Consider the following 21,269-nt stretch of genomic DNA (forward strand, 5'->3'; position numbering starts at 1 on the left):
AGGAAGAACCAATGCCAAGCAACAACCGCTACGACGTAACGGAATGGCCCGTGGGCAACCCGGCCAAGGACATCGGCGAAGTCATCAACAGCATCATCGCCGATATCAAAGGCCGGCAGACCGCCGCCGACGTGGAACACGGCGGGAAGCCCGGCGCGGTGATCTACCTTCCGCCGGGGGACTACCACCTCCGCACCCAGGTGCTGATCGACATCAGCTTCCTGCGGATCGAAGGCTCGGGGCACGGGTTCACGTCCTCCAGCATCCGCTTCAACGTCCCGGAGGAGGAATGGCCGGACCTGCACGAACTGTGGCCCGGCGGGAGCCGCGTCATTGTGGACCTTCCAGCCGCCGGTGGCGAGCATGCCGCCGCCGGGGAGGAGTCCGCCGGCGCGGCGTTCCTCGTGGCGCGGGAGGGCAGCCCCCGGATCAGCTCGGTGGAGTTTTCCAACTTCTGCATCGACGGGCTGCACTTCACGGCCGACGGTTCCGGCAGGCACCCGGAGAACACCTACGCCAACGGGAAGACCGGCATCCACGTGGCCAGCGCCAACGATTCCTTCCGCGTTGCGGACATGGGTTTCGTCTACCTGGAGAATGCACTGACCATCCACAAAGCGGATGCGCTGTCCATCCACCACAACTTCATCGCCGAGTGCGGCAGCTGCATCGAGCTGCGCGGCTGGGGGCAGGCCTCAAAGATCACCGACAACCTGGTGGGGGCAGGCCCCCGCGGGCACTCCATCTATGCCGAAAACCACGGCGGACTCTTGGTCACCGCGAACAATGTCTTCCCGCGCGGCGCCAGCAGCGTCCACTTCAAGGGGGTCACACGGTCCAGCGTCACCAACAACCGGCTGCATGCGTTCTACCCCGGGATGGTGCGGTTGGAGGAGAACAGCTCGGAGAACCTCGTGGCCACCAACCACTTCCTCCGCGACCACGAGCCCTGGACGCCGTTTTTCGGCGTGGACAACGGGCTGGATGACCTCACCGGGCTGCTGAGCATCAGCGGCAACAACAATTCGGTCATCGGGAACCACTTCTCGGAGGTGGTGGACGCGAACGAAATCCGGCCTGAGGGCGCCACGCCGGTGATCATCCGGCTGAAGGAAGGCACCGGAAACTTCGTCTCCACCAACCATGTGGTGGCGATGGATGTGGACTCTGCGTCGAGTGACTCCTGCTTCGAAGCCCAGGTGGACGCACTGCTGGCAACCGAGGCCGCGGATCTCGCCGTGACCGCCGTCCTGGTGGATCCAGGGTCAGCCAGCAACACCATCCTGGACTCCGGAAGCGACACCCAGGTGGTTGCGGACAGGGCAGTCAACGCCATCAGGGCCACACCCACGGTAGGTTTCTAGGAGACACATGCCCGGTGGCGCGGGCGGCATCAGACCATGAGGGCGTGGGAGACGGATGGGCAACAAAAACGTGGGAATCAAGGACGTGGCACTGGCTGCCGGGGTGTCCGTGACCACCGTCTCCCATGTCCTCAACGAGGTGGCGTATGCCCGCGTCAGGCCCGAAACCAAGGAGAAGGTCAGGGCCGCAGCAGAACAGCTCGGCTACGAACCCAACCGCCTGGCCCAGGCGCTGCGGACCCAGCGGACCGGGATGCTGGGGCTGCTGAGCGAGGACATCGCCACCACGCCGCACGCGGGCCGGATCATCCTGGGCGCGGACGAGGCCGCCAAGGCCCGAGGCTACAACCTGATGATCCTCAACACCTCAGCCGCGGCCACCCTGGATTCGCGGCAGGCCGACGTCGAGGCCCTCCTCGAACGGAGGGTGGACGGCATCCTGTACGCCACCATGTACCACCGCAACGTTGACCTGCCGCCCAACCTCGGCAATGTGCCGTCGGTCCTGGTGGACTCCGTTTCCACCGGTGGAAACATCACCGCGGTGATTCCGGACGAGGAAAGCGGCGCCCGGACTGCGGTGTCCGCCCTGGTGGAGGCGGGCCACACCCGGATAGGTTTCCTGAACAACACCGATGACGTCCCGGCCACCCACCTCCGCCTCCAGGGCTTCCGGAACACGCTGGACGAAGCAGGGCTCGACGGCGGTGCGGCACCGGTGGAGTCCGCGTCCTCCGAGGTGCAGGGCGGCTATGAGGCGGCACGCCGGATCCTCGAACGTGGCGCCGGCGCTGACGTGCCCACGGCCTTGTTCTGCTACAACGACCGGATGGCCATGGGCGCCTACCGGGCAGCCGCCGAACTGGGCCTTGCCATTCCTGCTGACCTGTCCATCGTGGGTTTCGATGACCAGCAGCTCATCGCCGCCAACCTCTACCCGGCCCTCACCACCGTGGCGTTGCCGCACTACGAAATGGGGGCCTGGGCCGTGGAGCAGCTAATCGATGCCATCGAGGGCAAGACTGACCTGGCCCTGATGGCGGCTGCCCCCACCGTGATGGACTGCCCGCTGGTGCGGCGCCATTCCGTGGCACCTCCAAGGGCCTGACCGCCTGGCGTGCACTTTCGCTGCGCAAACCCGATTCCGACGCGCAAATCCGACGGCGCGGCCGCTATATCGTGGGCGCCATCGAACATGCGGGTCGACAACAAATGTGGGTGTCGGCAGGCTGCCCCGCGGGTTATTACAGGCCCGGCCAAGGACCCATGGGTACAATCGACGACTACACGAACGCACACTGCTTTGCCGGAGGTACGGAGAAACAATGTCGGAATGGCTTGAGGTCGGCGCGGACAACTATGTGCTGGTCACCGAGGGATCGCTGCTGAACACCGGACTGATCGTCGGGACCGAGCGGGCCATGGTGATCGACACCGGCTGCGGCCCCCGCCAGGGCAAGGAGATCCTGGACGCGGTGCGGGAGAAGACCCAGCTGCCGCTCGTCGTCGTCAATACCCACGCCCATTACGACCACTTCTTCGGCAACGCGGTGTTCGCCGAAGCGGGCGTCACGGAATTCTGGGCGCACGAGAACTGCGCCACCGAGATCGACCAGCGCGGTGACCTGCAGCGCCGCTTCGTGGGCACGCTGGAACCGGAGATGTCCACCGGTGAGGGCGAGAACGTGGAGCTGGTGGTGCCCAACGCGATCGTCCGCGACCAGCCGGTCCTGGTGGATCTGGGCGGCGTAACGGCCACGCTGTTCTACCTGGGCCGCGGCCACACCGACGGCGATCTGCTGGTGGGCACCTCCACCACCCTGTACGTGGGGGACCTGGTAGAGCAGGGCGCGCACCCGTCCTTCGAGGACTCGTTCCCCGAGGAGTGGGCGGACGCGCTGCGGCACATCTCCGCGCTGCGCCACCGCTACGAATTCCTCATCCCCGGGCACGGAAAGCCGTGCAGCGACGGGTTCGTCAAGACCATGGCCAACACCCTGACCACAGCGGTCCGCCAGGCCCGCCAGTCCATCCGCGACACCCCGGACGACGCCACCAAGGCCATCCCCGTGCTGCCCTACGGCCCGGAACAGTCCCGCTGGTTCATCAAGCGGCTCCAGGAAACCCACCGGGAAAGCTAGCGGGCGGCGTCTACCTTTGACGCATGTGCTGGTGCTATTTCGGGGGTGACGTTCGCTCAGATTCCAACGACCAGAGCGCGGGCAGGATCGGGTCCGAGTCTGCCAGCGTGGAGTCCGTCTGGCCGGCACGACAGGCACACCCCTCCTTCGAAGGACAAAGATGGCAAAGCAAGGAATGGCGGTGGAAGCGCTACCACCGGTCATCGTCTACGCGGCGATGAACCCGCTTGCCCCCGTAAGAGAAACCGCCGTTGCACCGATGCTTAACGCCGGTTTGTCCGCCGCCGAAACTGCCGGCGTCACAGAACCGGTGCGCAACGAAGATGGTTGGAACTGGGGGACGAAGACGGCCTTAGGGTTGGGGCTCCTGCTGCTGGTCGCCAATTTCATCTCACGCGAGATTATGCCAGGTTGGCTAAACACGGTTCCGCCGTGGCTCGTCTACGGATATCTGTTCGGCCTCATGCCTGGCGTCGCTTTGGCCGGGATGATTACCGCCAGGATCCGGGGCGCTGAACATCAGCGATGGCTGGTTCGGGCCCGTGAGATAGTCCTCAGGAGCGGCGACAAACTCGTCTACATGGGTGAAGCCGATGGCGACGACCAGACATACACGTCCCATCTGATCGAGCGGATCCAGAGAGCCAGGACAGCGCTGCTGCTCCGGGCGGACGACGATGCCGCATTGAAAGTCCAGGCAGCGCTCAGCTCCCTGGCCGAGTACATCACGCATCCGTCGCCTGAGCCTCTCCCGGCCACGGCCGGGATGCTCGACACCGCTGTAGTGGAGTTGCGCGAGCGCCAGTCGGCCACTGCTGCTTCCGCAGAGGCGGCCCACGCGCGGATGGTGAAGTCCCTTGAATCTCTGGAGTCCATGGCCCGAATCACCGACGACCGGGGTGAAGCGGTTCAGCTGTAGGTGTCTACTGAAATAAGCCTCCGGCTCCCGAAAGCAGGTCCCGGGTGCAACATGAGCAGTACGGGGTCACTGCCTTCACTAATCCGAAATGCTCAACTGCGCCCCCTGCGTGGTATCTTGCGCAGGAACTAGTGGGGGTTTGCCCACATTTTGCGGCAGGTCAATTGGGGGCAGCGTGGTCTTTTCGAGTGCACGGATCAAGAGGGGAACTGCCCGTGTGGCGGCCACCATGGGTCTCCTTCTGGTCTTGTGTGGTGTGGCCGCGCCTGGTGCGCGGGCGGATACAGCGGCGGCCCCAGCCCCTACGCCTGTGGCATTGGTGGGAACCACAGCGAAGGCCACCACAGAAGGTGCCTTTGTTTCGGTGGCGCCGGCTCGGTTCCTGGATACACGAAACAGTGCGCCAGCGGGTCCGGACAGGACGGTTTCCTTCCAAGTAGGCGGCGTAAACGGGATTCCGGCAGACGCTTCCGCAGTGGTTTTTAACCTCACCGTCACCGGCCCGCAGTCATACGGCTTCGTCTCCGCCTATGCATCGGGAAGCAACCGGCCCGACGCGTCCAACCTGAACTTCGCCGCGGGCCAAACTGTTGCGAACTCCGTCACCGTCCCGGTCGGTGCCGACGGCAAGGTAACCCTCTTCAACCGCTCCTCCGGCAGTACCCAATTAATCGCGGACGTCTCCGGCTACTACCTCGCCGGACGTCCGACAGAACCCGGAGCCTTCGTCCCTGTTGACCCCGCCAGGCTCCTGGACACCCGGACCGGCGCGCCCGTGGGCCCGGACGGCACCGTATCCTTCCAAGTCGGCGGAGTGGGCGGAATTCCGGCGACGGTCTCGGCAGTCACCTTTAACCTCACCGTAGCCAACCCGACATCGTTCGGGTTCATCACGGCCTATGCCTCCGGTTCTGCCCGCCCGAACTCCTCCAACCTCAACTTCGCAACAGACCAGACGGTTCCGAACTCCGTTACGGTCCCTGTGGGTCTCGACGGCAAAGTCACCCTCTTCAACCGCTCCTCGGGCAACACACAATTGATCGCGGACGTCTCCGGCTACTACCTCGCTGGGACGCCGACCGCGGCAGGCACATTTGTTCCCGTATCACCGGCCCGTTTTCTGGATACCCGCAACAGGGGCGCTGCGGGAGCCGACGGGGTGGCCTCATTTCAAGTCGGTGGGGTGAAGGGAGTTCCAGCGAACGCTGCGGCCGTGACTTTCAACCTCACGGTCACCAGCCCGGCGTCGTTCGGGTTCATTTCGGCCTACGCGTCGGGGTCAGGCCGGCCCAATGCCTCGAATGTAAACTTTGCCGCCGGACAGACGATTCCGAACTCTGTCACAGTCCCGGTGGGCATCGATGGAAAGGTGACCCTTTTCAACCGGTCCGCAGCCACCTCCCATCTGATTGCGGATGTGTCCGGATACTACCTCCCCGGAATGACAACGAGCTCAGCGGTCGTCTGGGGCGCCAACGGCTCCGGGCAGCTTGGCAATGGCAACTTTCAAAGCAGTCTCGCACCGATCGGCGTAGCGGGGTTCACGGATGTGGTCATGTCCGCCCAAGGTCGCGACAGCAGGTACGTGTTACGGGCTGACGGCACGGTTTGGGCCTGGGGCCAGAACAACATGGGCCAACTGGGCGACGGCACCACCCACTACCGCGACGCTCCGGTCCAAGTGGTTGGACTCAGAGGAGTGACCTCGATTGTTGCCGATACCGACACCGCATATGCGTTGTTGGCTGACGGGACAGTCCGGGCCTGGGGCAACAATTGCGACGGCATGTTGGGTAACGGCACCTCGGGCTGCAGCCCCACCACGCCCTTTAACAGTGCCACCGCCTACATCAGCACCCCGGTCAAGGTAGTCGGCCTGACGGGAGTTACCTCCCTCAGCGCTACCTTTCTCGCCACTTATGCGGTGCTAGCCGACGGGAAAGTATGGGCCTGGGGTCACAACTACAACGGTCAATTGGGCGATGGCACTACGACCGACAGGAATGCGCCGGTCCGGGTCAGGGGCCTCACTGGCGTAGAGTCGATCGCTGTTGCTTATCAGAACGCCTACGCGCTGCTCACCGATGGAACGGTTCGCGCCTGGGGGTCCAACCTTGACGGCCAGACTGGTTCCGGCAGCCCAATATGGACCAACAGCATTCCGGCCCCCGTCCCGGTCTCCGGGCTCTTCGGCGTCACTTCCATTACGACCGCAGGTGGAGGTGCCTATGCCCTGCTCAGCGATGGCACAGTTCGTGCTTGGGGCGGAAACCGTTCCGGCGGATTGGGTGACGGCTCAATCAGAGAAAACAGCAACGTTCCGGTTACAGTGGCTGGCCTGACCCGAGTAGCTTCGATCTCGGCCGGTTACGGCACGGCCTACGCTGTGTTGGCTGATGGGACGGTCCGTGCCTGGGGATACAACCCCAACGGCCAGGTTGGCAACGGCACCACAACGGTTACCCGTTCACCTGCCCAGGTTATTGGTCTGGCACGGGTTGCCGCGATTACGACGAATGGATTCAGCACGTACGCGCAGCTCACCGATGGAACGGTACGGGCATGGGGTTACAACGGCGAAGGCCAGCTCTGCAATGGCACCACGACGAGCAGCAGCACTCCCGCGGTGGTCCAAGGGCTCACCAATGTAAGGCGCCTGGCGTAGCGGGCCACGGATCTGACGCGAGAAACCCCGCGGGGGATATCACTTTCCGCGGGGTTCTCTGCTGCTCCCTTACCCAGTTGGATCTGCCCCCAAACGCCAAAAAATGGCGAACGGTTGAGTACCACTTGGCCGCCCCGGCAGGCATCCCAGCGGAAATTGGCGTAATAGCTACTGGTGCCGCAACTGCCGCAAAAGCGTCTACTTGTATGTGCCGGCGGCGCCGGGCCCGTCCGTGAGACCGCCGGGCCCTCTACCCGGAAGGCGTCGCCGGCCTTAGGCTTCAAGATCACCCTGCACAGGAAACACGCAGGGTCCTCCCAGCTCCATCACCCTAGGATGGAGCCCATGAAAGCCGCCCGAGACGCCCAGTCCGTTGCCGTGGTGATCAACGCCGGCGCACGCCTGGGAGCGGTAGCGGCGGACCAGGCGGTGGACATGCTGCGGAACGCCGGCCTGTCCGTCACAGCCGTCCACAGGATCCAGTCCGGCACGGACCTGTCCGGGACCCTTGACCAGGTGATTGCCATGGGCCACGACCTGGTGGTGGTGGGCGGCGGCGACGGAACCGTGTCCTTTGCCGCTGGCAGGCTCGCCGGAACCGGGACGGTACTCGGTGTCCTGCCGTTGGGAACAGCCAACGACCTCGCCCGCACCCTGGAGATCCCCGGCACTCTACCTGCCGCCTGCGCCGCGCTCGCCGACGGCAAAGTGGTGGACATCGACCTCGGCCGCGTCAACGGCCAGCCCTTCCTCAACGTGGCCTCCGTCGGTCTTTCGGTGGGAGTCACCGAAACCCTCAGCCCGCGCCTGAAACGCCGCCTCGGCCCGCTCGCCTACGTTGTCGCAGCCGTCCGCGCCTACGCCCGGCACCAGCCGTTCCAGGCGCGACTCGAATTCCCCGACGGCGACCACCAGGCCATCGAGCTTGAGAACCTGCTGCAGGTGGCCGTGGGCAACGGCAAGCACTACGGGGGAGGAAACGCCGTCTCACCCACCGCCGGCATTGACGACCACACCCTCGACATCTACGCCATCCCCGGCGCACCGCTGCGTGAACACGTACGGATCGCCCGGCTGCTCAAGGACGGCAGCTTCGTGGAGCGCAGCGACGTGCACCACCTCACCACCCAGCGCGTCCGGCTGGTCACCGATCCGCCCATGCCGGTCAACCTCGACGGCGAGATCGCCACTGTCACGCCCGCAGACTTCACGGTTGAGCGCAATGCCGTCCACGTCGTGGTGCCGCAGAACAGCACCGCCGCGGTACTGGACGGGTAGCCCGCCCGCCGCCGGCTTTTTGAGGCGGCCAGCGTCAAACGGAAGCGTACGACGGCGGCCGCGCGCCGCCGTCGTACGTCTTCTCACGGGAGGGTGGGTCCGCCGCCCGCGGCCAGGAAGGCGTCCAGCTCCGCCGACTGGTGCGCGGCGAAAGCCTTATCCGCGTTGGCCTTGGTGCTGGCAAGCACCGGTATCTCGAGGCGGGCGTGGCAGCCGCGGCAGCGGATCTCGTGCGTCCACACCCAGCTGTACGCGGAGTGGACTTCCCGGACCTGCTGCAGGGCGGACGTGATTGCTTCCGTTGTGGCCACAAAGTGGGCCGCGTCCTCGCTGCTGAGGCTGCTACCAATTCCGATGTCGATGCTCATCGTCGCCTCTTTTCCGTAAAGCCGGATGGTGCTGTTGACAGTAGTGGCTGTGGCCCCGCAGCGGAACTGCCGGGAGGTCACGGTTGCCTAACACCGTTCCGCGGGCCCCGGCCGGAGCTATCTCCCCTTGACGGAGCAGCCGCTTCCATGGTTAGTTAGTCAAGTAAGTAACCAACTGGCCGGGAGGTCGCCTGATGGACGAAGGCAAACCACTCTTCGTGCAGATCGCCGAACAGGTCGAGGCATCGATCCTGGACGGCAGCATCGCCGAGGAGTCGCAGGCGCCGTCAACAAACGAGCTCGCCGTGTTCCACCGCATCAATCCGGCTACTGCGGCCAAAGGCGTGAACATGCTCGTGGACAAGGGCGTGCTGTACAAGCGCCGGGGCATCGGAATGTTCGTCGCCCGGGGTGCCCGCGACCTCCTGCTCAAGGAGCGCCGCAGCGATTTCGCCGAGCGGTATGTGCAACCACTGCTGGCCGAGGCCCGCAGGATCGGGTTGGGGCCCGAAGACGTCGCGGACCTGGTCCGCACCGGTGCCGGCGTTTCACCGGCAAAACCATAAACCTGCCAGATCGAAGGACGCGATGAACTCCGTAATACAGGTCAGGAACCTCACCAAGCGATACAAGGACGCCCTCGCCCTGGACGGTGTCAGCTTCGACATCGAGCAGGACGCCATCTACGGTCTGCTGGGACGCAACGGCGCCGGCAAGACCACCGCCATGTCCATCCTCACGGCCCAGAACCTGCCCACCAGCGGCGAGGTGCGCGTGTTCGGCGAGAACCCGTACGAGAACGCCCGCGTCCTCAGCCGCATGTGCTTTGTCCGGGAAAGCCAGAAATACCCGGACGACGCCACCCCGCGCCACGCGTTTGCGGCCGCCCGGCTGTTCTTTCCCCGGTGGGACCAGGGCCTGGCCGATGAACTGATCGACGATTTCCAGCTCCCGCTAAAACGCACCATCAAGAAGCTCTCCCGCGGGCAGCTCTCAGCCGTGGGGGTCATCATCGGCCTGGCATCCCGGGCGGAAGTCACCTTCTTCGACGAACCGTACCTGGGGCTCGACGCCGTGGCCCGGCAGATCTTCTACGACCGGCTGCTGGCCGACTACGCCGAAGTCCCGCGGACCATCCTGCTCTCCAGCCACCTCATCGACGAAGTCTCCAACCTCATCGAACGGGTGCTCCTGATCGACGCCGGACGCATCATCATGGACGAATCGGCTGAGGACGCCCGGGCATTGGCCACCAATGTGGTGGGCGACGCCGCCGCAGTGGAGCGGGCCGTGAACGGCCGGGAAGTCATCCACCGCGAAGGCCTGGGCCGGGTGGCATCGGTGACCTTCCTGGGCCGCCTGGACGGCGCCGAACGCGCCGCCGTTGTTGCCGACGGCCTCGAACTCGCGCCCGTCTCACTGCAGCAACTCATTGTGCGCCTCACCCAGCAGCGCTCCGGCCGCGACCGCTCCACCGGCGACGCTTTCGCATCAACCGGCTCCGACGCCGATACCCAGGAAGGAAGCCTGCGATGACAACCCTTGATTCCGGCGCAGCCCTGCAACACCAGGTGCCGCGCAACCGCATGCTCAACGTTGTCCGGCTGCAGTTCGTCAACACCCAAACCTTCATCTGGGTACCGGCGCTGGTGCTGGCTGGCTCGTGGGTCCTGTCGATCATGATTTTCTGGATCATCGGGGGCGCCGGCGTCACCGAGGTCAAGGCCGGCGGCGGTTCGCAGGCGCCCCTGTGGTACTTCCTCGCCATCGGCATCCAGGCCATGACAATGACGTTCCCCTTCTCGCAGGCCATGAGCCTCACGCGGCGGGAGTTCTTCCTGGGCTCGCTCGCGGCCGCGGCGGTCAGTGGGGTGGGCATGTCCCTGGTGTTCGTGCTGCTGGGGCTGTTCGAGCAGGCCACCGGCGGCTACGGGATCAACGGCTACTTCGCCTACCTGGACTGGGTGTGGGCGGCCGGACCGTTCGCGGCCGCGCTGGCCTACTTCACGGCCACCATGTTCTTCTTCACCATCGGTTTCTGGTTCGCCACCATTTTCAAGCGGTTCGGCGCCCTGGGACTGACCATCGTCCTGCTGGCGTTGGGCCTGGCACTGGTCGGCTTCATTGCGCTGGTGACGTTCCAGCAGGCCTGGCCGGCCGTGGGCCAATGGTTCATGGCCACCGGAGCGCTGGGCCTGACGTTGTGGGCCATCCCGGTCACCGGGCTGCTGGCGGTCGGTTCCTACCTGACCCTGCGCAGGATGCCCGCCTGAGTCCGGAGCGGCCTGAACCAGCGCAAGAGAAGGACGTACGACGGCGGCCGCGTGCCGCCGTCGTACGTCTTTCCTGTGTGGGGAGTCGTCTTGAGCGCGGCGACGGCAGGTGCCGGCAAGTAAGATTTTGCGGGTGAGGGGAAACGGTCGGCGCCCGGGCGCGCCTGTGGGGGAGTGGATCAAGTACGCGGCACTTTTGGTGCTGGCGGTTGCGGCCTTCGGGGTTGCCGCGCTGGCCCTCATGGGCCCACGGGACCCGGGCGGGACCGCCCCGGTGGCGGCGGCGAGCACCCCTGCGGCATCGGCCGCCGGTTCGCCTGCTGCCGTTTCACCCTCTCCTACTCCCACGTCCACCTCAACGGGCAGGCCCGCAAAGATCGAGCTGCCCGCCAGTCCCGTCCTGCTCATCATGGGGGACTCCTACACCGCTGGCGACGGCGCGGACCAGCCGGACGAAAGCTGGGCGAACCTCGTGGCGGGCTCGCTGGGGTATCCCACCAACATCGACGGCCGCGGGGGAACCGGGTTCGCTTGGGGCGGCGGAGCCAGGGATGACCAGGGCGGCGAATACGAGGTCCGGCTGCGGCAGACCGCTGCCAACAACCCTGCGTTCGTCCCCAACCTGCTGATCCTCCAGGGCGGGCAGAACGACGCCCAGATCACGGACAGCGGTGAGATCACTGCGGCAACCCGCCAGACCATCGAAGCGGCCCGCCGGTTCTGGCCGGGGGTGCAGGTGGTGGTGCTCGGGCCGTCGGCGCCGCAGCCGCTGGGGGAGGACCTGCGGGATGTGAATAGTGCAGTCCGGGCCGGTGCCGATGCGGCAAACGCCCCGTTCATTGACGCAGTGGAGGGCCGCTGGTTCACCGCCGCGAACAGCCCAGGATTCGATGCCGACGGCGCGCACCCGAACACCGCCGGGCACGCCTACATCGCGGACAAGTTCCTGGAGTCCTGGGCAGCGCTGGTGGATTAGGGCTGCCCTTGCGAGCTGGTGATTAAGAAGTGTGGGGGCCGGCGGCTATTTGCGGATCAACGCTGATCCGCCGCCTCCGCCGTCGGCCCCGGTCTTTGTGAATTTGTGGTGGACCGCCTGGCGGCGCCGTAACGACGCCGCCAAGCGATCGAGACCATCGGGTTTTACGCCGACTGCAGGAATGGGCTGACTGGGCCTCAGTTCCCAGGTGCACCCCCATGCATTCCCATCCTTCACTGCAAACTGTGCGGGAACCGGCTCAACATCTGCGCCAATTAGGGTCAAGAATTCCTCAAGACTGGCGCGGCCGGGAACTTGCCCGCGGCTGGTTGTTGGGAATGGTCAGCCTGGGATTGTGTTCGCCGCGACGCGCAACGGCAATTTCGACGCGCACATTCGCTGGCGCACGGGGTATCTGGAGGTCGGGGTCGAATTTGCGGGTCGAAATCGAAGACGCGAATCGGGTTCGGAGCGGGGACTGGCGTTTACGGGCGGTTGGTGTCCGGGGCGAGCCACGACAATGCCGCCACCACCTGGGCCTGGACTCCCATGGACAGGGTGGGGTCCAGCACCGGGGCGAAGAAGGGCGAGTGGTTGCCGGGGATGTCGCGGCTTACGGTTCCCTGCTGCACGGCCTCTGCATACGCTGCCGGGTCCACGCCGCCCAACAGCCAGAAGGTGTAGGGCACCCCGAAGGCATCCGGGATGTGGCTGAAGTCCTCGGACGCGGTTTGGGGCTGCGCGCGGCCCACCGCAGCGGCGCCGAAATAGGATGTGAAGGCGGCGGTGACCTGTTCCGTCACGGCGGCATCATTGTCCGTCAGCGGGAACTGGTCGTAAAACTCGAAGTCCGGCTCGCGCGGGGACTCCGCGGCCAGGCATTCCCCTCTGACAATCCGCTCGATGGCCGCCAGAATTGTGGACCGCACCTGGGGATCGTAGGTGCGGATGTTCAGGAGCAACTCGGCCCGGTCCGGGATGATGTTGGACTTGGTTCCGGCGTTCAGTGCCCCGACGGTCAGGACGGCAAACTCGCCAGGCCGTATTTCCCGCGACACGACGGTCTGCAGCCGCAGCACGATGGCCGCCCCCAGCACTACGGGGTCAACGGCCATGTGCGGCATGGACCCGTGGGCGCCCTTGCCGTACACGGTGATCCGAAGGGAGTCGCCGGCGGAGAGCACCGGGCCGGCCGTGGTCGAAACAGTTCCCGCCGGGGCCGGCATCACATGCTGGGCCAGCGCGACGTCGGGCCGCGGCACCTTGGCGGCCAGGCCGTCGTCGACCATTGCCCTGGACCCGGCACCCACCTCCTCGGCGGGCTGGAAGAGGGCGATGTAGGTGCCGGACCAGGCGCCGCGGCCGTCCGCCATCAGTTTGGCGGCGCCCAGAAGGGTACTGACATGCACATCGTGTCCGCAGGCGTGCATGACGCCGGCCACCTCAGACGCGTAGGAAAGTTCGGTGGCCTCGGTAACGGGAAGCGCATCCATGTCCGCCCGCGCCAGCACAGTGGGCCCGACGCCGTTTTCCAGCACGCCCACGACGCCGGTGCCTCCCAGACGGACCACGCGGTAACCGAACGCGGCGAGTTTGTCCTCCACCAGCCCGGCGGTCCGGTGCTCCTCAAGGCTCAATTCGGGATGGCGGTGCAGGTCCCGGTACGTCTCCCGGATCCAGCCCATCTCCGCCTCAATGCCTGCCAGTACTTTCTCCGCATTGCTCATCAGGCCAGTATGCAGTCCGTTTGCCCGGCCAGGTATGGGCCGCCGTCGTTCGTTCTTCGCCTGCAGGCGCCGGGATAAGTCAAGACTTGAACCACTGCGGGCGATGCCTGATCCTGTGCCGATGGGCGTCAGCGAAGAGGTGCGGGCACTGTCCGCCGTAGTGGACCGGCTTGCCGAACGGCACCCCGGCGTGTCCCGGCAGGTGATCGAGGACGTTGTCCAGGAGGAGCACCGGTCACTGGACCGCGGCAGGGTGCGGGACTTTGTGCCCATCCTCGTGGAGCACGCGGCGCGGGACCGCCTGCACACCCTGAGCCGGTAGCCGGCCGGCAGGGTCCGGGACCTCCCCGCGTCTCAGTCGGGCCTCTGTTCCCGGGCCCCGCTCGGGAACATAATGTGAGCAAGGGCGGACGCTGGAATCCTGCGGGAGGAGAACGCTGTGTTGTGGGCCCTGCTGTGCAAGCTGAACATCCGCCATGAGTGGCATCTGGAACACGCTGAGGACGGCCGACGCTATAAGCAGTGCCAGCGGTGCCGCCGAATCGATGACTGGGGCGGAAGCTGGACACACGCTCCCGTCGGCTGGCCTGACTCGTAGGAACGGGGCGGACTGATGTTGCGGGTGCTGTTGTGCAGGCTCAACGTGGGACACCACTGGCTGGCGGAAGTGGCGCCGGATGGCGGCTACCGGCGCCGCTGTGCACGTTGCGGGAAATACCACCGGCGCAGTGCCGGGTGGTCAGGGCATCTGGCCCCGGGAGACCACCCTCAAAATCCCATGGGTCCGGTTCCGTAATGTCCTCCGAATAGTCAACTCGATGGCTATAATCAGGGCGGGGGTCAGCTGGTGATTCCCGGCTGTCCGCGCTAGGCCCCCGTTCGTGGCTGGCGCCCGTCTCAAGGATGCCCGCCCATGTTCAACCCCCGGCCCTTCGCTGCCGCTGCCCTCACGCTGGTCACCGTGCTCGCCGGTGCTGCCCTGACGGCCCTTCCCGCCCAGGCCACCGAGCCACCCCAGCCCGCCAAACCAACCGCGGCCGCCGAGCTGCCCCTGCGGGACCCGAGTCCACGGTCCGCTTCGGCTGCCGTACCAACGGACCAGTTCATTGTGGGCCTCAAGAGCCGCGGCAACATTGCTTCCGAAGCAGCCGTGACGGCCCAGGCAGCACGGTCAGCCGCAGGCCGCGTGGGCACTGCCGCCCAGTACGTGCGGGCTACCGCGACCGGCGCGCAGGTGGTGAAGACCGGCAAGTCACTTCACGGTGCCGAGGCTGACACCTTCCTGGCGGCACTCCGCTCCAGCCCCGACGTGGCCTACGCTGAGCCGGACACTGTCGTCCAGGCAACCGCTACTGCCCCCAACGACCCCGGATACCCGTCCCAGTGGAACCTGTGGGACGATGCCGCGGGCATCCGGGTACCTGGCGCCTGGGACTACAACAGCGGCGAAGGCGCCGTGGTGGCCGTGGTGGACAGTGGCATCACCTACCATTCGGACCTGGCTGCCAATGTCCTCTCCGGCTACGACATGCTGTCCAACCCGGGCTGGGCCCGGGACGGCGACGGGCGTGATCCCAACCCGCAGGACCAGGGGGACTGGGCCAGTGACAACCAGTGCGAGCCAGGCTTCCCGGCGTCCCGCTCATCTTGGCATGGCACACACGTGGCCGGAACCATCGCCGCTGTCGGCAATAACAACAACGGCATCATTGGTGCCGCACCCGCCGCCAAGATCCTCCCCATTCGCGCCATCGGCCCCTGCGGAGGCTACATCTCGGACGTTGCGGACTCCATCATCTGGGCCGCCGGCGGCGCCGTGTCCGGAGTACCCGCCAATCCGAGACGCGCCCACGTAGTCAACCTCAGCCTCGGCGGAACCGCTGCCTGCTCGCTTACCGAACAAAACGCCATCAACTTTGCCCACAACGCCGGCACGGTAGTTGTGGTGGCCGCCGGGAACTCCGGCCAGCCAGCAGCGGAAATCAGCCCGGCCAACTGCCAGAACGTCATCACTGTGGCGGCCTCCGGAGTAGACGGCGCCCGTGCCGACTACTCAAACTACGGGTCCGCCGTGGACATCACCGCCCCCGGCGGCAGCAACATGACCAGCGAGAACCCCTGGACCGGCATCGTCTCCACCTCGAACTTCGGCTTCACCGTGCCGGAGGGCGAAGCCTACGAACTCTTGCAAGGCACCTCGATGGCCGCCCCGCACGTATCCGCAATCGCGGCCATGCTCATGTCTGAAGTGGGCAGCACCTACACCCCGGACATGGTGAAAGCCCGGCTCAAAGCCACGGCCCGGCCTCTACCGGTCGCCTGCCCCGAAGGCTGCGGTGCCGGACTGGTGGACGCCGCCAAGGCCCTGGCCTTGACGAACCAAGACCTGCCGGCGAAAACGGTCATTCCGGCCGCGGTGACATTCTCCGACAAGGATGGCACTGCCAATGACACCTTGACGGTGCCGGAAGTGCAGGGCGTGGAGTACGTCGGTTTCGCTGGGTCAGTCCTTCCCGCCGGAACCCACGCAGGGTCAGGAACTGTCAGCGTGTTTGCACGGTCGATCCCCGGCTACACGCTGATGGCCGGTGCCAATATCCAGTGGTCCCACACCTACGCCACCACCTTTGCACCGGTTGCCGGATCGCTGATCACCGTCACCCCGTTCCGGGCCCTCGACACCCGGAGCAGTTCCATCGTGGCCAAAGATTCCACCGTCTCCTTCCAGGTGGCAGGGCGCAACGGTATACCGGCCAAGGTGTCCGCAGTGGTCTTCAATTTGACGGTCGCGGAGGCGCGGTCCTTCGGGTTTGTCACTGCCTACGCTTCCGGGACCGCGCGTCCGGACGCATCCAACCTGAACTTCGACAAGGGCCAGATCGTGGCCAACTCCGTCACTGTGCCCGTGGGCGCCGACGGAAAGGTGACACTCTTCAACAGGTCCGCGGGGGCCACTCACCTCATTGCCGACATCTCCGGCTACTACCGCGAGGGCGAGGTGACAGCGCCGGGCGCCTTCAAGTCGATAGCACCCAAGCGCTTTCTGGACACACGAAGCACCACCGCCGTCGCACCCGATACAGCCCGGGCCTTCCAGGTGGCAGGAGCCAACGGATTGCCTGCCACCGTCTCCGCCGTCGTACTGAACCTGACGGTGGCGGAAGCGAAGTCCAACGGCTTCGTCACCGCGTATCCCACGGGGGTTAACCGGCCTAACGCCTCCAACATCAACTTTGCCGCCGGACAGATCATCCCCAACTCCGTGACCGTCCCGGTGGGCCCGGACGGGAAAGTGATGCTTTACAACCGCTCCAACGGGGCCACCCACCTGATCGCGGACGTCTCCGGCTACTACCTGTCCGGAACCCCGACGGCGGGCGGCACCTTCCAGCCGCTGGCCGCCCCGACGCGCTTCCTGGATACCCGCTCGATTTACCCGCTCGCGCCGGATGACACAACGTCCTTCCAAGTTGCCCGGGAACACGGCATTCCCGCAGGTGCCACGGCGATGGTAATGAACCTCACCGTGGCCCAGGCGACGTCGAATGGATTCGTCACTGCTTTCCCTGTGGGGGTAACCCGTCCGGACATCTCCAGCGTCAACTTCGACAGGGGCCAGATCGTTGCAAACTCGGTTACGACACCGATTCTCCAGCACGGAGGGGTGGCCCTGTTCAACCGCTCGGCGGGGGTCACGCACCTGATCGCTGACGTCTCCGGATACTTCCTTCCGGGGTGATCCATGGAGGCTTTTCCCAGCTCCCGTTTAGCCTAGTTACCGAAACGTTATATATGCTTGCTTAGTGGTTCTTAGGTCAAGCAGTGGAAATTTGTCGGTTGCGGAGGGCGCGTCCGCGCATAAAACAGCGCACAAGCCAGGGCACGAAACGAGCATCCTTTCCGGGCGGAAACACTCCCTCGACGGCCTCCGTACGGTGGCCGTTGTGGGGGTGTTCTTCTTCCATACCCTCACCGCCCAGATGCCCGGCGGCTTCATCGGCGTGGACGTTTTCTTCACCCTCAGCGGCTTCGTTATCACGCTGCTGATCATGAAGGAGAGGCTCGCGACGGGCCGTGTCCGCATGGGCATCTTCTACGCCAAGCGGCTGGCCAGGCTCTGGCCGGCGCTGCTGGCACTGTGCGCGGCGATAGCCGTCGTCGGCTTCGTCTTCCCGGCTTCGGGCTGGGGCGGGCAGGCAGGATTCATCCTCCCGGCCGTTGCCTACGTGATGAACTTCGCGCACGTGGGAGCGTTCGGCGACTCGATTGCCGGCGAGACGCTGGGCCCCACTTGGACGCTCGCCGTGGAGGAGCAGTTCTACCTGGTGTGGCCGGTGCTGCTTCTAGTCATGCTGCGGTACTGCAGGCTGCGGACTGCGGCATGGGCCACTGCCGGACTCGCCGCAGCCTTCATGCTGGAACGCTTCGCCCTGGTGATGTCCGGTGCGCCGCTGAACCGGCTCTACAACGGGCCGGACACCCGGGCCGACGAACTGCTGATCGGCTGTGCCCTGGCCCTGCTGTTCACCGCCGTCCGCAGCGGCTCCCGGGTGCATGCCTCCCTTGTCTCGGCTGCCCGCTGGGGCGCCCCGGCCGCGGGCACGATGCTGATGGCGGCGCTGTTCCTGCTCAAGGAACCCGACACGCCCGGCACCTGGTTCACCGTGTTCTGGACAGCGGGCCCCACCACGCTCTCGCTGCTGGCAGCGGTGCTGATCGGCTCGCTGGTCCTGCAGCCTGCGGGCTTTCTGGGCCGGGTGCTCAGCCACCCCTGGCTCGCCTGGCCGGGCCGCGAACTCTCCTACGGCATGTACCTCTGGCACATTCCCGTCTACCTCCTGTTGCTGCCGCTCGTGCCGTCGCTGTCCCTCCGCGTCGGGCTCGCCGCCGTCCTCACGGTGGTGCTGGCGTTCGCATCCTCGCGGCTGGTGGAGGTACCCATCCGCCGCTGGGCAAACCAAAGGCTGGAGCCCGCCGTCGTACGTCCTGCGCCCAAGCCTGAAGCCGAGAAGGCGCGTGAACTGGTGACTGCCCGGTAGCCGGCAGATGAACTATGGCCCATCGGCCCTGCCCAGGCGGCGCTGCGCGGAATAGGCTGGCCACGACGGCACACGCCGGCGGCGGGCTGCCCGTGCCCGCAGACCTTCGAGCAAGAGGAGATAGGCCATGACTCTTCCCCAGGAACTGACCCCCGGAACGTGGACCCTGGACATGTCCCACAGCGAGATCGGGTTCAGTGTCCGGCACGCAGGCATCAGCAAGGTCCGGGGCCGCTTCACCCAGGCCGAGGCCGAAGCCCGGGTGGGGAACTCCCTGCAGGACTCAAGCCTGCACGCCACGGTGTCCACCGCCAGCTTCGACTCGGGCGACGCCAACCGTGACGGCCACGTCCGCGGCCCGGACTTCTTCGACGTCGAAAAGTACCCGGAGATGACCTTCCGCGGTACATCCATCGAGGGCGACGGCGAGGATTACACACTCACGGGCGACCTCACCATCAAGGGCGTCACCCAGCCCGTGGAACTGGAGGTCGAGTTCACCGGCGTCGCCGTGGACCCGTTCGGTGCCACGCGGGCAGGGTTCTCCGCCGAAACGGAGATCAGCCGGAAGTCGTTCGGCCTGACGTGGAACGCTGCCCTGGAAGCCGGGGGAGTACTGGTCAGCGACAAGGTCAAGATCAACCTTGAGGCGGCACTCGTCAAGCAGGGCTGAGCCGGCGGTGCTGCTTCGGCTGCAGGCCGGGTGCCGGGCTTCATACCGGAGTGCCCGGCCTGGCCTGTGCCCGGCTCTTGCTACTTTGTGGCGGCGAGGGAGGCATCCGCCGCATGCGATTCGGGAAGCGTCAGCTTGGCAGTGGTCCCTTCGCCGTGGCTGCTGGCCAGCGTGACGCTGCCGCGGTGGTTCTCCAGGATGGACCGGGTGATGGCCAGGCCCAGGCCTGCGCCCGGAATGGCTGACGAGTGGGCGGTGGCTGTCCGGAAGAAGCGCGTGAAGGCGTTCGCCAGGTCCTGGTCCGTCATGCCAACTCCGGTATCAGCCACCTCGCACACCAGGCTCCCGTCCTCAGTGCGCACGCGGACTGTGACCCGGCCACCCTTTGGGGTGTATTTGATGGCGTTCGAGACCAGGTTGTCGATGGCCTGGCCCAGCCGGTCGGGATCGAAGCGGCCCGGTGCGGGCCCTTCGGTTTCCAGGGTGAGCGTGATGCCGCCGGCCGCGGCCCGTGGCTGCGCGGCGTCCACGCTCTGCGCGGCAACCTCCCCCAGGTCCGACTGGCGTGGCCGGACGGTGAGCGTGCCGGAGGCGATGGTCAGCAGGTCCGCCACCAGGTTCAGCAGGCGCTCGGCGTTTCGCTTGGCAACCTCCAGGCAGTGCTCCAGTTCCGGATCCAGCCCTTCCTCGTCCATGGCGATGGAGAGGTAACCCAGGATTGAGGTCAGGGGCGTGCGCAGTTCATGGGAGACGCTGGCCACGAACTGGTCCTTGGCCGAGAGGGCTTCCACCAGTGCAGTGACGTCGGTGAGGGCCAGGACAGCTCCCGCCTGCCGGCCGTCGGAGCCAGGGATAAGCCGGCAGGTTGCAGAGTAGGCACGCTGGCTGTTGCCCGCGCCGATCCATACGAGCTCGTCGGTGAAGGACTGCCCCTGTGCTGCGCGTGCCCGGGGGTGCTGTTCGGGTGGGAGGGTATCCTTCCGGTCGATGCCGAAAACTGGCATGTCAGCCTCCGCGGGTACGGGGTCCTGCCGGACGGCGCCAGCGGACAGGCCACCGCGGTGGCGGTTGGTGAGGATGGTCCGTCCCTCCCGGTCAAGCGCCCAGACATCCACGCTGACGGTGTCCATCACGGTGCCGAGCAGCTGTTCCCGGTCCTCACTGGCCGCGAGGAGTTCCCGGACCTCGGCCTCACGTTCCTCCAGCCGCTGCCGTTGCAGGCGCAGTGCGTTGGCCACACCAAAGGTGGTGAAGGCGATGGCGGCCAGGATGACCGGCAGCAGCACTGCCCGGATGAAAGAAGCACTGGTAAAGCCCGAACCGAGGATGATGGGCGGGAGGGCCACACTGAGGATGGCAGCGATCACCGCCAGTGCCACACCGCCGCGGTGCGGTCCATGGGACAGCCAGACCACCGGGAAGACCAGCAGGAAGCTCAGCACGGACAGGTACTGGTCACCGGCTTCACGTGAGAGCCCGATAGCCAGGCAGTCCAGTACGGGGATTGCCAGGACCGCACGCTCCGGGAACCGGTCCCAGGGGATAGCGGCGCACGCGGCCAGCAGGACGGCGTGGAAAGCCAGGGAAGAAACGAACGCTGCGGACCACTTCAGGTCAGGATGCAGGACCGATGCCAGGAGCACGACCAGAAGCATGGTGCCGGTGAGCGGCAGTTGGAACAGGACCGTGCGGCCCCTCCTTCCGAGCGTGCGGAAGTAGCGGGCTCCCCAGTCGAATAGCATCGTGCCCCCAGCCATGCCCCGGTTACGTCAACGTTCCTGAAGCATACTGCCTACTTCGTGCGCGAGGCGGAAGGTTTCCTTTGCGGGCACCCGGGTTCGCGGCG

The 21,269-nt window shown here is 66.0% G+C and carries 17 protein-coding genes; 14 read left to right on the forward strand and 3 right to left on the reverse strand.

Annotated features, from left to right (window positions below):
* Positions 1 to 11 precede the first annotated feature (11 nt).
* The 6 genes from UC32_RS00975 (at position 12) to UC32_RS01000 (ending at position 8,367) form a co-directional block, all read left to right on the forward strand.
* Complete coding sequence (locus UC32_RS00975) at positions 12 to 1,364, forward strand: NosD domain-containing protein (RefSeq protein ID WP_045729426.1); 1,353 nt, start codon at positions 12 to 14, stop codon at positions 1,362 to 1,364.
* A gap of 55 nt (positions 1,365 to 1,419) precedes the next feature.
* Complete coding sequence (locus UC32_RS00980; protein ID WP_045729427.1) at positions 1,420 to 2,472, forward strand: LacI family DNA-binding transcriptional regulator; 1,053 nt, start codon at positions 1,420 to 1,422, stop codon at positions 2,470 to 2,472.
* A gap of 217 nt (positions 2,473 to 2,689) precedes the next feature.
* Positions 2,690 to 3,505 (forward strand): MBL fold metallo-hydrolase, encoded by an 816-nt coding sequence (locus UC32_RS00985; RefSeq protein WP_045729428.1) that lies wholly within the window; start codon positions 2,690 to 2,692, stop codon positions 3,503 to 3,505.
* Between the two features lie 160 nt (positions 3,506 to 3,665).
* On the forward strand, positions 3,666 to 4,424 hold the full coding sequence (locus UC32_RS00990) for a hypothetical protein (RefSeq protein WP_152642524.1): 759 nt from the start codon (positions 3,666 to 3,668) through the stop codon (positions 4,422 to 4,424).
* 475 nt (positions 4,425 to 4,899) lie between these two features.
* Positions 4,900 to 7,089, forward strand: coding sequence for an RCC1 domain-containing protein (locus UC32_RS19990; RefSeq protein WP_161797253.1), 2,190 nt, complete (start codon positions 4,900 to 4,902; stop codon positions 7,087 to 7,089).
* Positions 7,090 to 7,434: 345 nt separating this feature from the next.
* On the forward strand, positions 7,435 to 8,367 hold the full coding sequence (locus UC32_RS01000) for a lipid kinase (RefSeq protein WP_045729430.1): 933 nt from the start codon (positions 7,435 to 7,437) through the stop codon (positions 8,365 to 8,367).
* An 83-nt stretch (positions 8,368 to 8,450) separates the two neighbouring features.
* Here the strand turns inward: UC32_RS01000 and UC32_RS01005 are convergent, their stop codons facing one another.
* Positions 8,451 to 8,735: a hypothetical protein gene (locus UC32_RS01005; RefSeq protein ID WP_045729833.1), complete on the reverse strand. Its 285-nt coding sequence runs from the start codon at positions 8,733 to 8,735 to the stop codon at positions 8,451 to 8,453.
* 191 nt (positions 8,736 to 8,926) lie between these two features.
* On the opposite strand from UC32_RS01005, the gene UC32_RS01010 reads away from it, so the two are divergent.
* The 4 genes from UC32_RS01010 (at position 8,927) to UC32_RS01025 (ending at position 11,984) form a co-directional block, all read left to right on the forward strand.
* Positions 8,927 to 9,301, forward strand: coding sequence for a GntR family transcriptional regulator (locus UC32_RS01010; protein WP_045729431.1), 375 nt, complete (start codon positions 8,927 to 8,929; stop codon positions 9,299 to 9,301).
* A gap of 22 nt (positions 9,302 to 9,323) precedes the next feature.
* Positions 9,324 to 10,271, forward strand: a complete 948-nt coding sequence (locus tag UC32_RS01015) for an ABC transporter ATP-binding protein (protein WP_045729432.1) — start codon at positions 9,324 to 9,326, stop codon at positions 10,269 to 10,271.
* Entirely contained in the window at positions 10,268 to 11,008 is a 741-nt protein-coding gene (locus tag UC32_RS01020) for a hypothetical protein (RefSeq protein WP_045729433.1), read from the forward strand. The genes UC32_RS01015 and UC32_RS01020 overlap by 4 nt, the downstream gene beginning before the upstream one ends.
* A gap of 133 nt (positions 11,009 to 11,141) precedes the next feature.
* Entirely contained in the window at positions 11,142 to 11,984 is an 843-nt protein-coding gene (locus UC32_RS01025) for an SGNH/GDSL hydrolase family protein (protein ID WP_235423552.1), read from the forward strand.
* Between the two features lie 485 nt (positions 11,985 to 12,469).
* Here UC32_RS01025 and UC32_RS01030 read toward each other — a convergent pair whose 3' ends face one another.
* Positions 12,470 to 13,711, reverse strand: coding sequence for an amidohydrolase (locus tag UC32_RS01030; RefSeq protein WP_045729435.1), 1,242 nt, complete (start codon positions 13,709 to 13,711; stop codon positions 12,470 to 12,472).
* A 103-nt stretch (positions 13,712 to 13,814) separates the two neighbouring features.
* Here UC32_RS01030 and UC32_RS01035 point away from each other — a divergent pair, with 103 nt between their 5' ends.
* From UC32_RS01035 to UC32_RS01050, 4 genes are all read left to right on the forward strand, one after another.
* Positions 13,815 to 14,033 carry a three-helix bundle dimerization domain-containing protein gene (locus UC32_RS01035; RefSeq protein WP_235423553.1) on the forward strand — a complete coding sequence of 73 codons (219 nt, stop codon included), beginning with the start codon at positions 13,815 to 13,817 and terminating at the stop codon, positions 14,031 to 14,033.
* A gap of 591 nt (positions 14,034 to 14,624) precedes the next feature.
* A complete protein-coding gene (locus UC32_RS19995) occupies positions 14,625 to 17,450 on the forward strand; it encodes a S8 family peptidase (RefSeq protein WP_052690494.1) in 2,826 nt (941 codons plus the stop codon).
* Positions 17,451 to 17,514: 64 nt separating this feature from the next.
* The gene (locus UC32_RS01045; RefSeq protein ID WP_268747939.1) at positions 17,515 to 18,750 is read left to right on the forward strand and encodes an acyltransferase family protein; all 1,236 of its coding nucleotides are present in this window, start codon (positions 17,515 to 17,517) and stop codon (positions 18,748 to 18,750) included.
* A 127-nt stretch (positions 18,751 to 18,877) separates the two neighbouring features.
* Complete coding sequence (locus UC32_RS01050) at positions 18,878 to 19,423, forward strand: YceI family protein (RefSeq protein WP_015938040.1); 546 nt, start codon at positions 18,878 to 18,880, stop codon at positions 19,421 to 19,423.
* Positions 19,424 to 19,503: 80 nt separating this feature from the next.
* Here the strand turns inward: UC32_RS01050 and UC32_RS01055 are convergent, their stop codons facing one another.
* Positions 19,504 to 21,180, reverse strand: a complete 1,677-nt coding sequence (locus tag UC32_RS01055; protein ID WP_235423555.1) for a sensor histidine kinase — start codon at positions 21,178 to 21,180, stop codon at positions 19,504 to 19,506.
* Positions 21,181 to 21,269: the final 89 nt, after the last annotated feature.

The sequence above is a fragment of the Pseudarthrobacter chlorophenolicus genome (assembly GCF_000962805.1).
Lineage (GTDB): Bacteria > Actinomycetota > Actinomycetes > Actinomycetales > Micrococcaceae > Arthrobacter > Arthrobacter chlorophenolicus_A.

Coding starts and splice junctions, on each gene's coding strand:
- UC32_RS00975 (WP_045729426.1), top strand. CDS start 12: ATGCCAAGCAACAACCGCTACGACGTAACGGAATGGCCCGTGGGCAAC.
- UC32_RS00980 (WP_045729427.1), top strand. CDS start 1,420: ATGGGCAACAAAAACGTGGGAATCAAGGACGTGGCACTGGCTGCCGGG.
- UC32_RS00985 (WP_045729428.1), top strand. CDS start 2,690: ATGTCGGAATGGCTTGAGGTCGGCGCGGACAACTATGTGCTGGTCACC.
- UC32_RS00990 (WP_152642524.1), top strand. CDS start 3,666: ATGGCAAAGCAAGGAATGGCGGTGGAAGCGCTACCACCGGTCATCGTC.
- UC32_RS01000 (WP_045729430.1), top strand. CDS start 7,435: ATGAAAGCCGCCCGAGACGCCCAGTCCGTTGCCGTGGTGATCAACGCC.
- UC32_RS01005 (WP_045729833.1), bottom strand. CDS start 8,735: ATGAGCATCGACATCGGAATTGGTAGCAGCCTCAGCAGCGAGGACGCG.
- UC32_RS01015 (WP_045729432.1), top strand. CDS start 9,324: ATGAACTCCGTAATACAGGTCAGGAACCTCACCAAGCGATACAAGGAC.
- UC32_RS01020 (WP_045729433.1), top strand. CDS start 10,268: ATGACAACCCTTGATTCCGGCGCAGCCCTGCAACACCAGGTGCCGCGC.
- UC32_RS01030 (WP_045729435.1), bottom strand. CDS start 13,711: ATGAGCAATGCGGAGAAAGTACTGGCAGGCATTGAGGCGGAGATGGGC.
- UC32_RS01035 (WP_235423553.1), top strand. CDS start 13,815: ATGCCTGATCCTGTGCCGATGGGCGTCAGCGAAGAGGTGCGGGCACTG.
- UC32_RS19995 (WP_052690494.1), top strand. CDS start 14,625: ATGTTCAACCCCCGGCCCTTCGCTGCCGCTGCCCTCACGCTGGTCACC.
- UC32_RS01050 (WP_015938040.1), top strand. CDS start 18,878: ATGACTCTTCCCCAGGAACTGACCCCCGGAACGTGGACCCTGGACATG.
- UC32_RS01055 (WP_235423555.1), bottom strand. CDS start 21,180: ATGGCTGGGGGCACGATGCTATTCGACTGGGGAGCCCGCTACTTCCGC.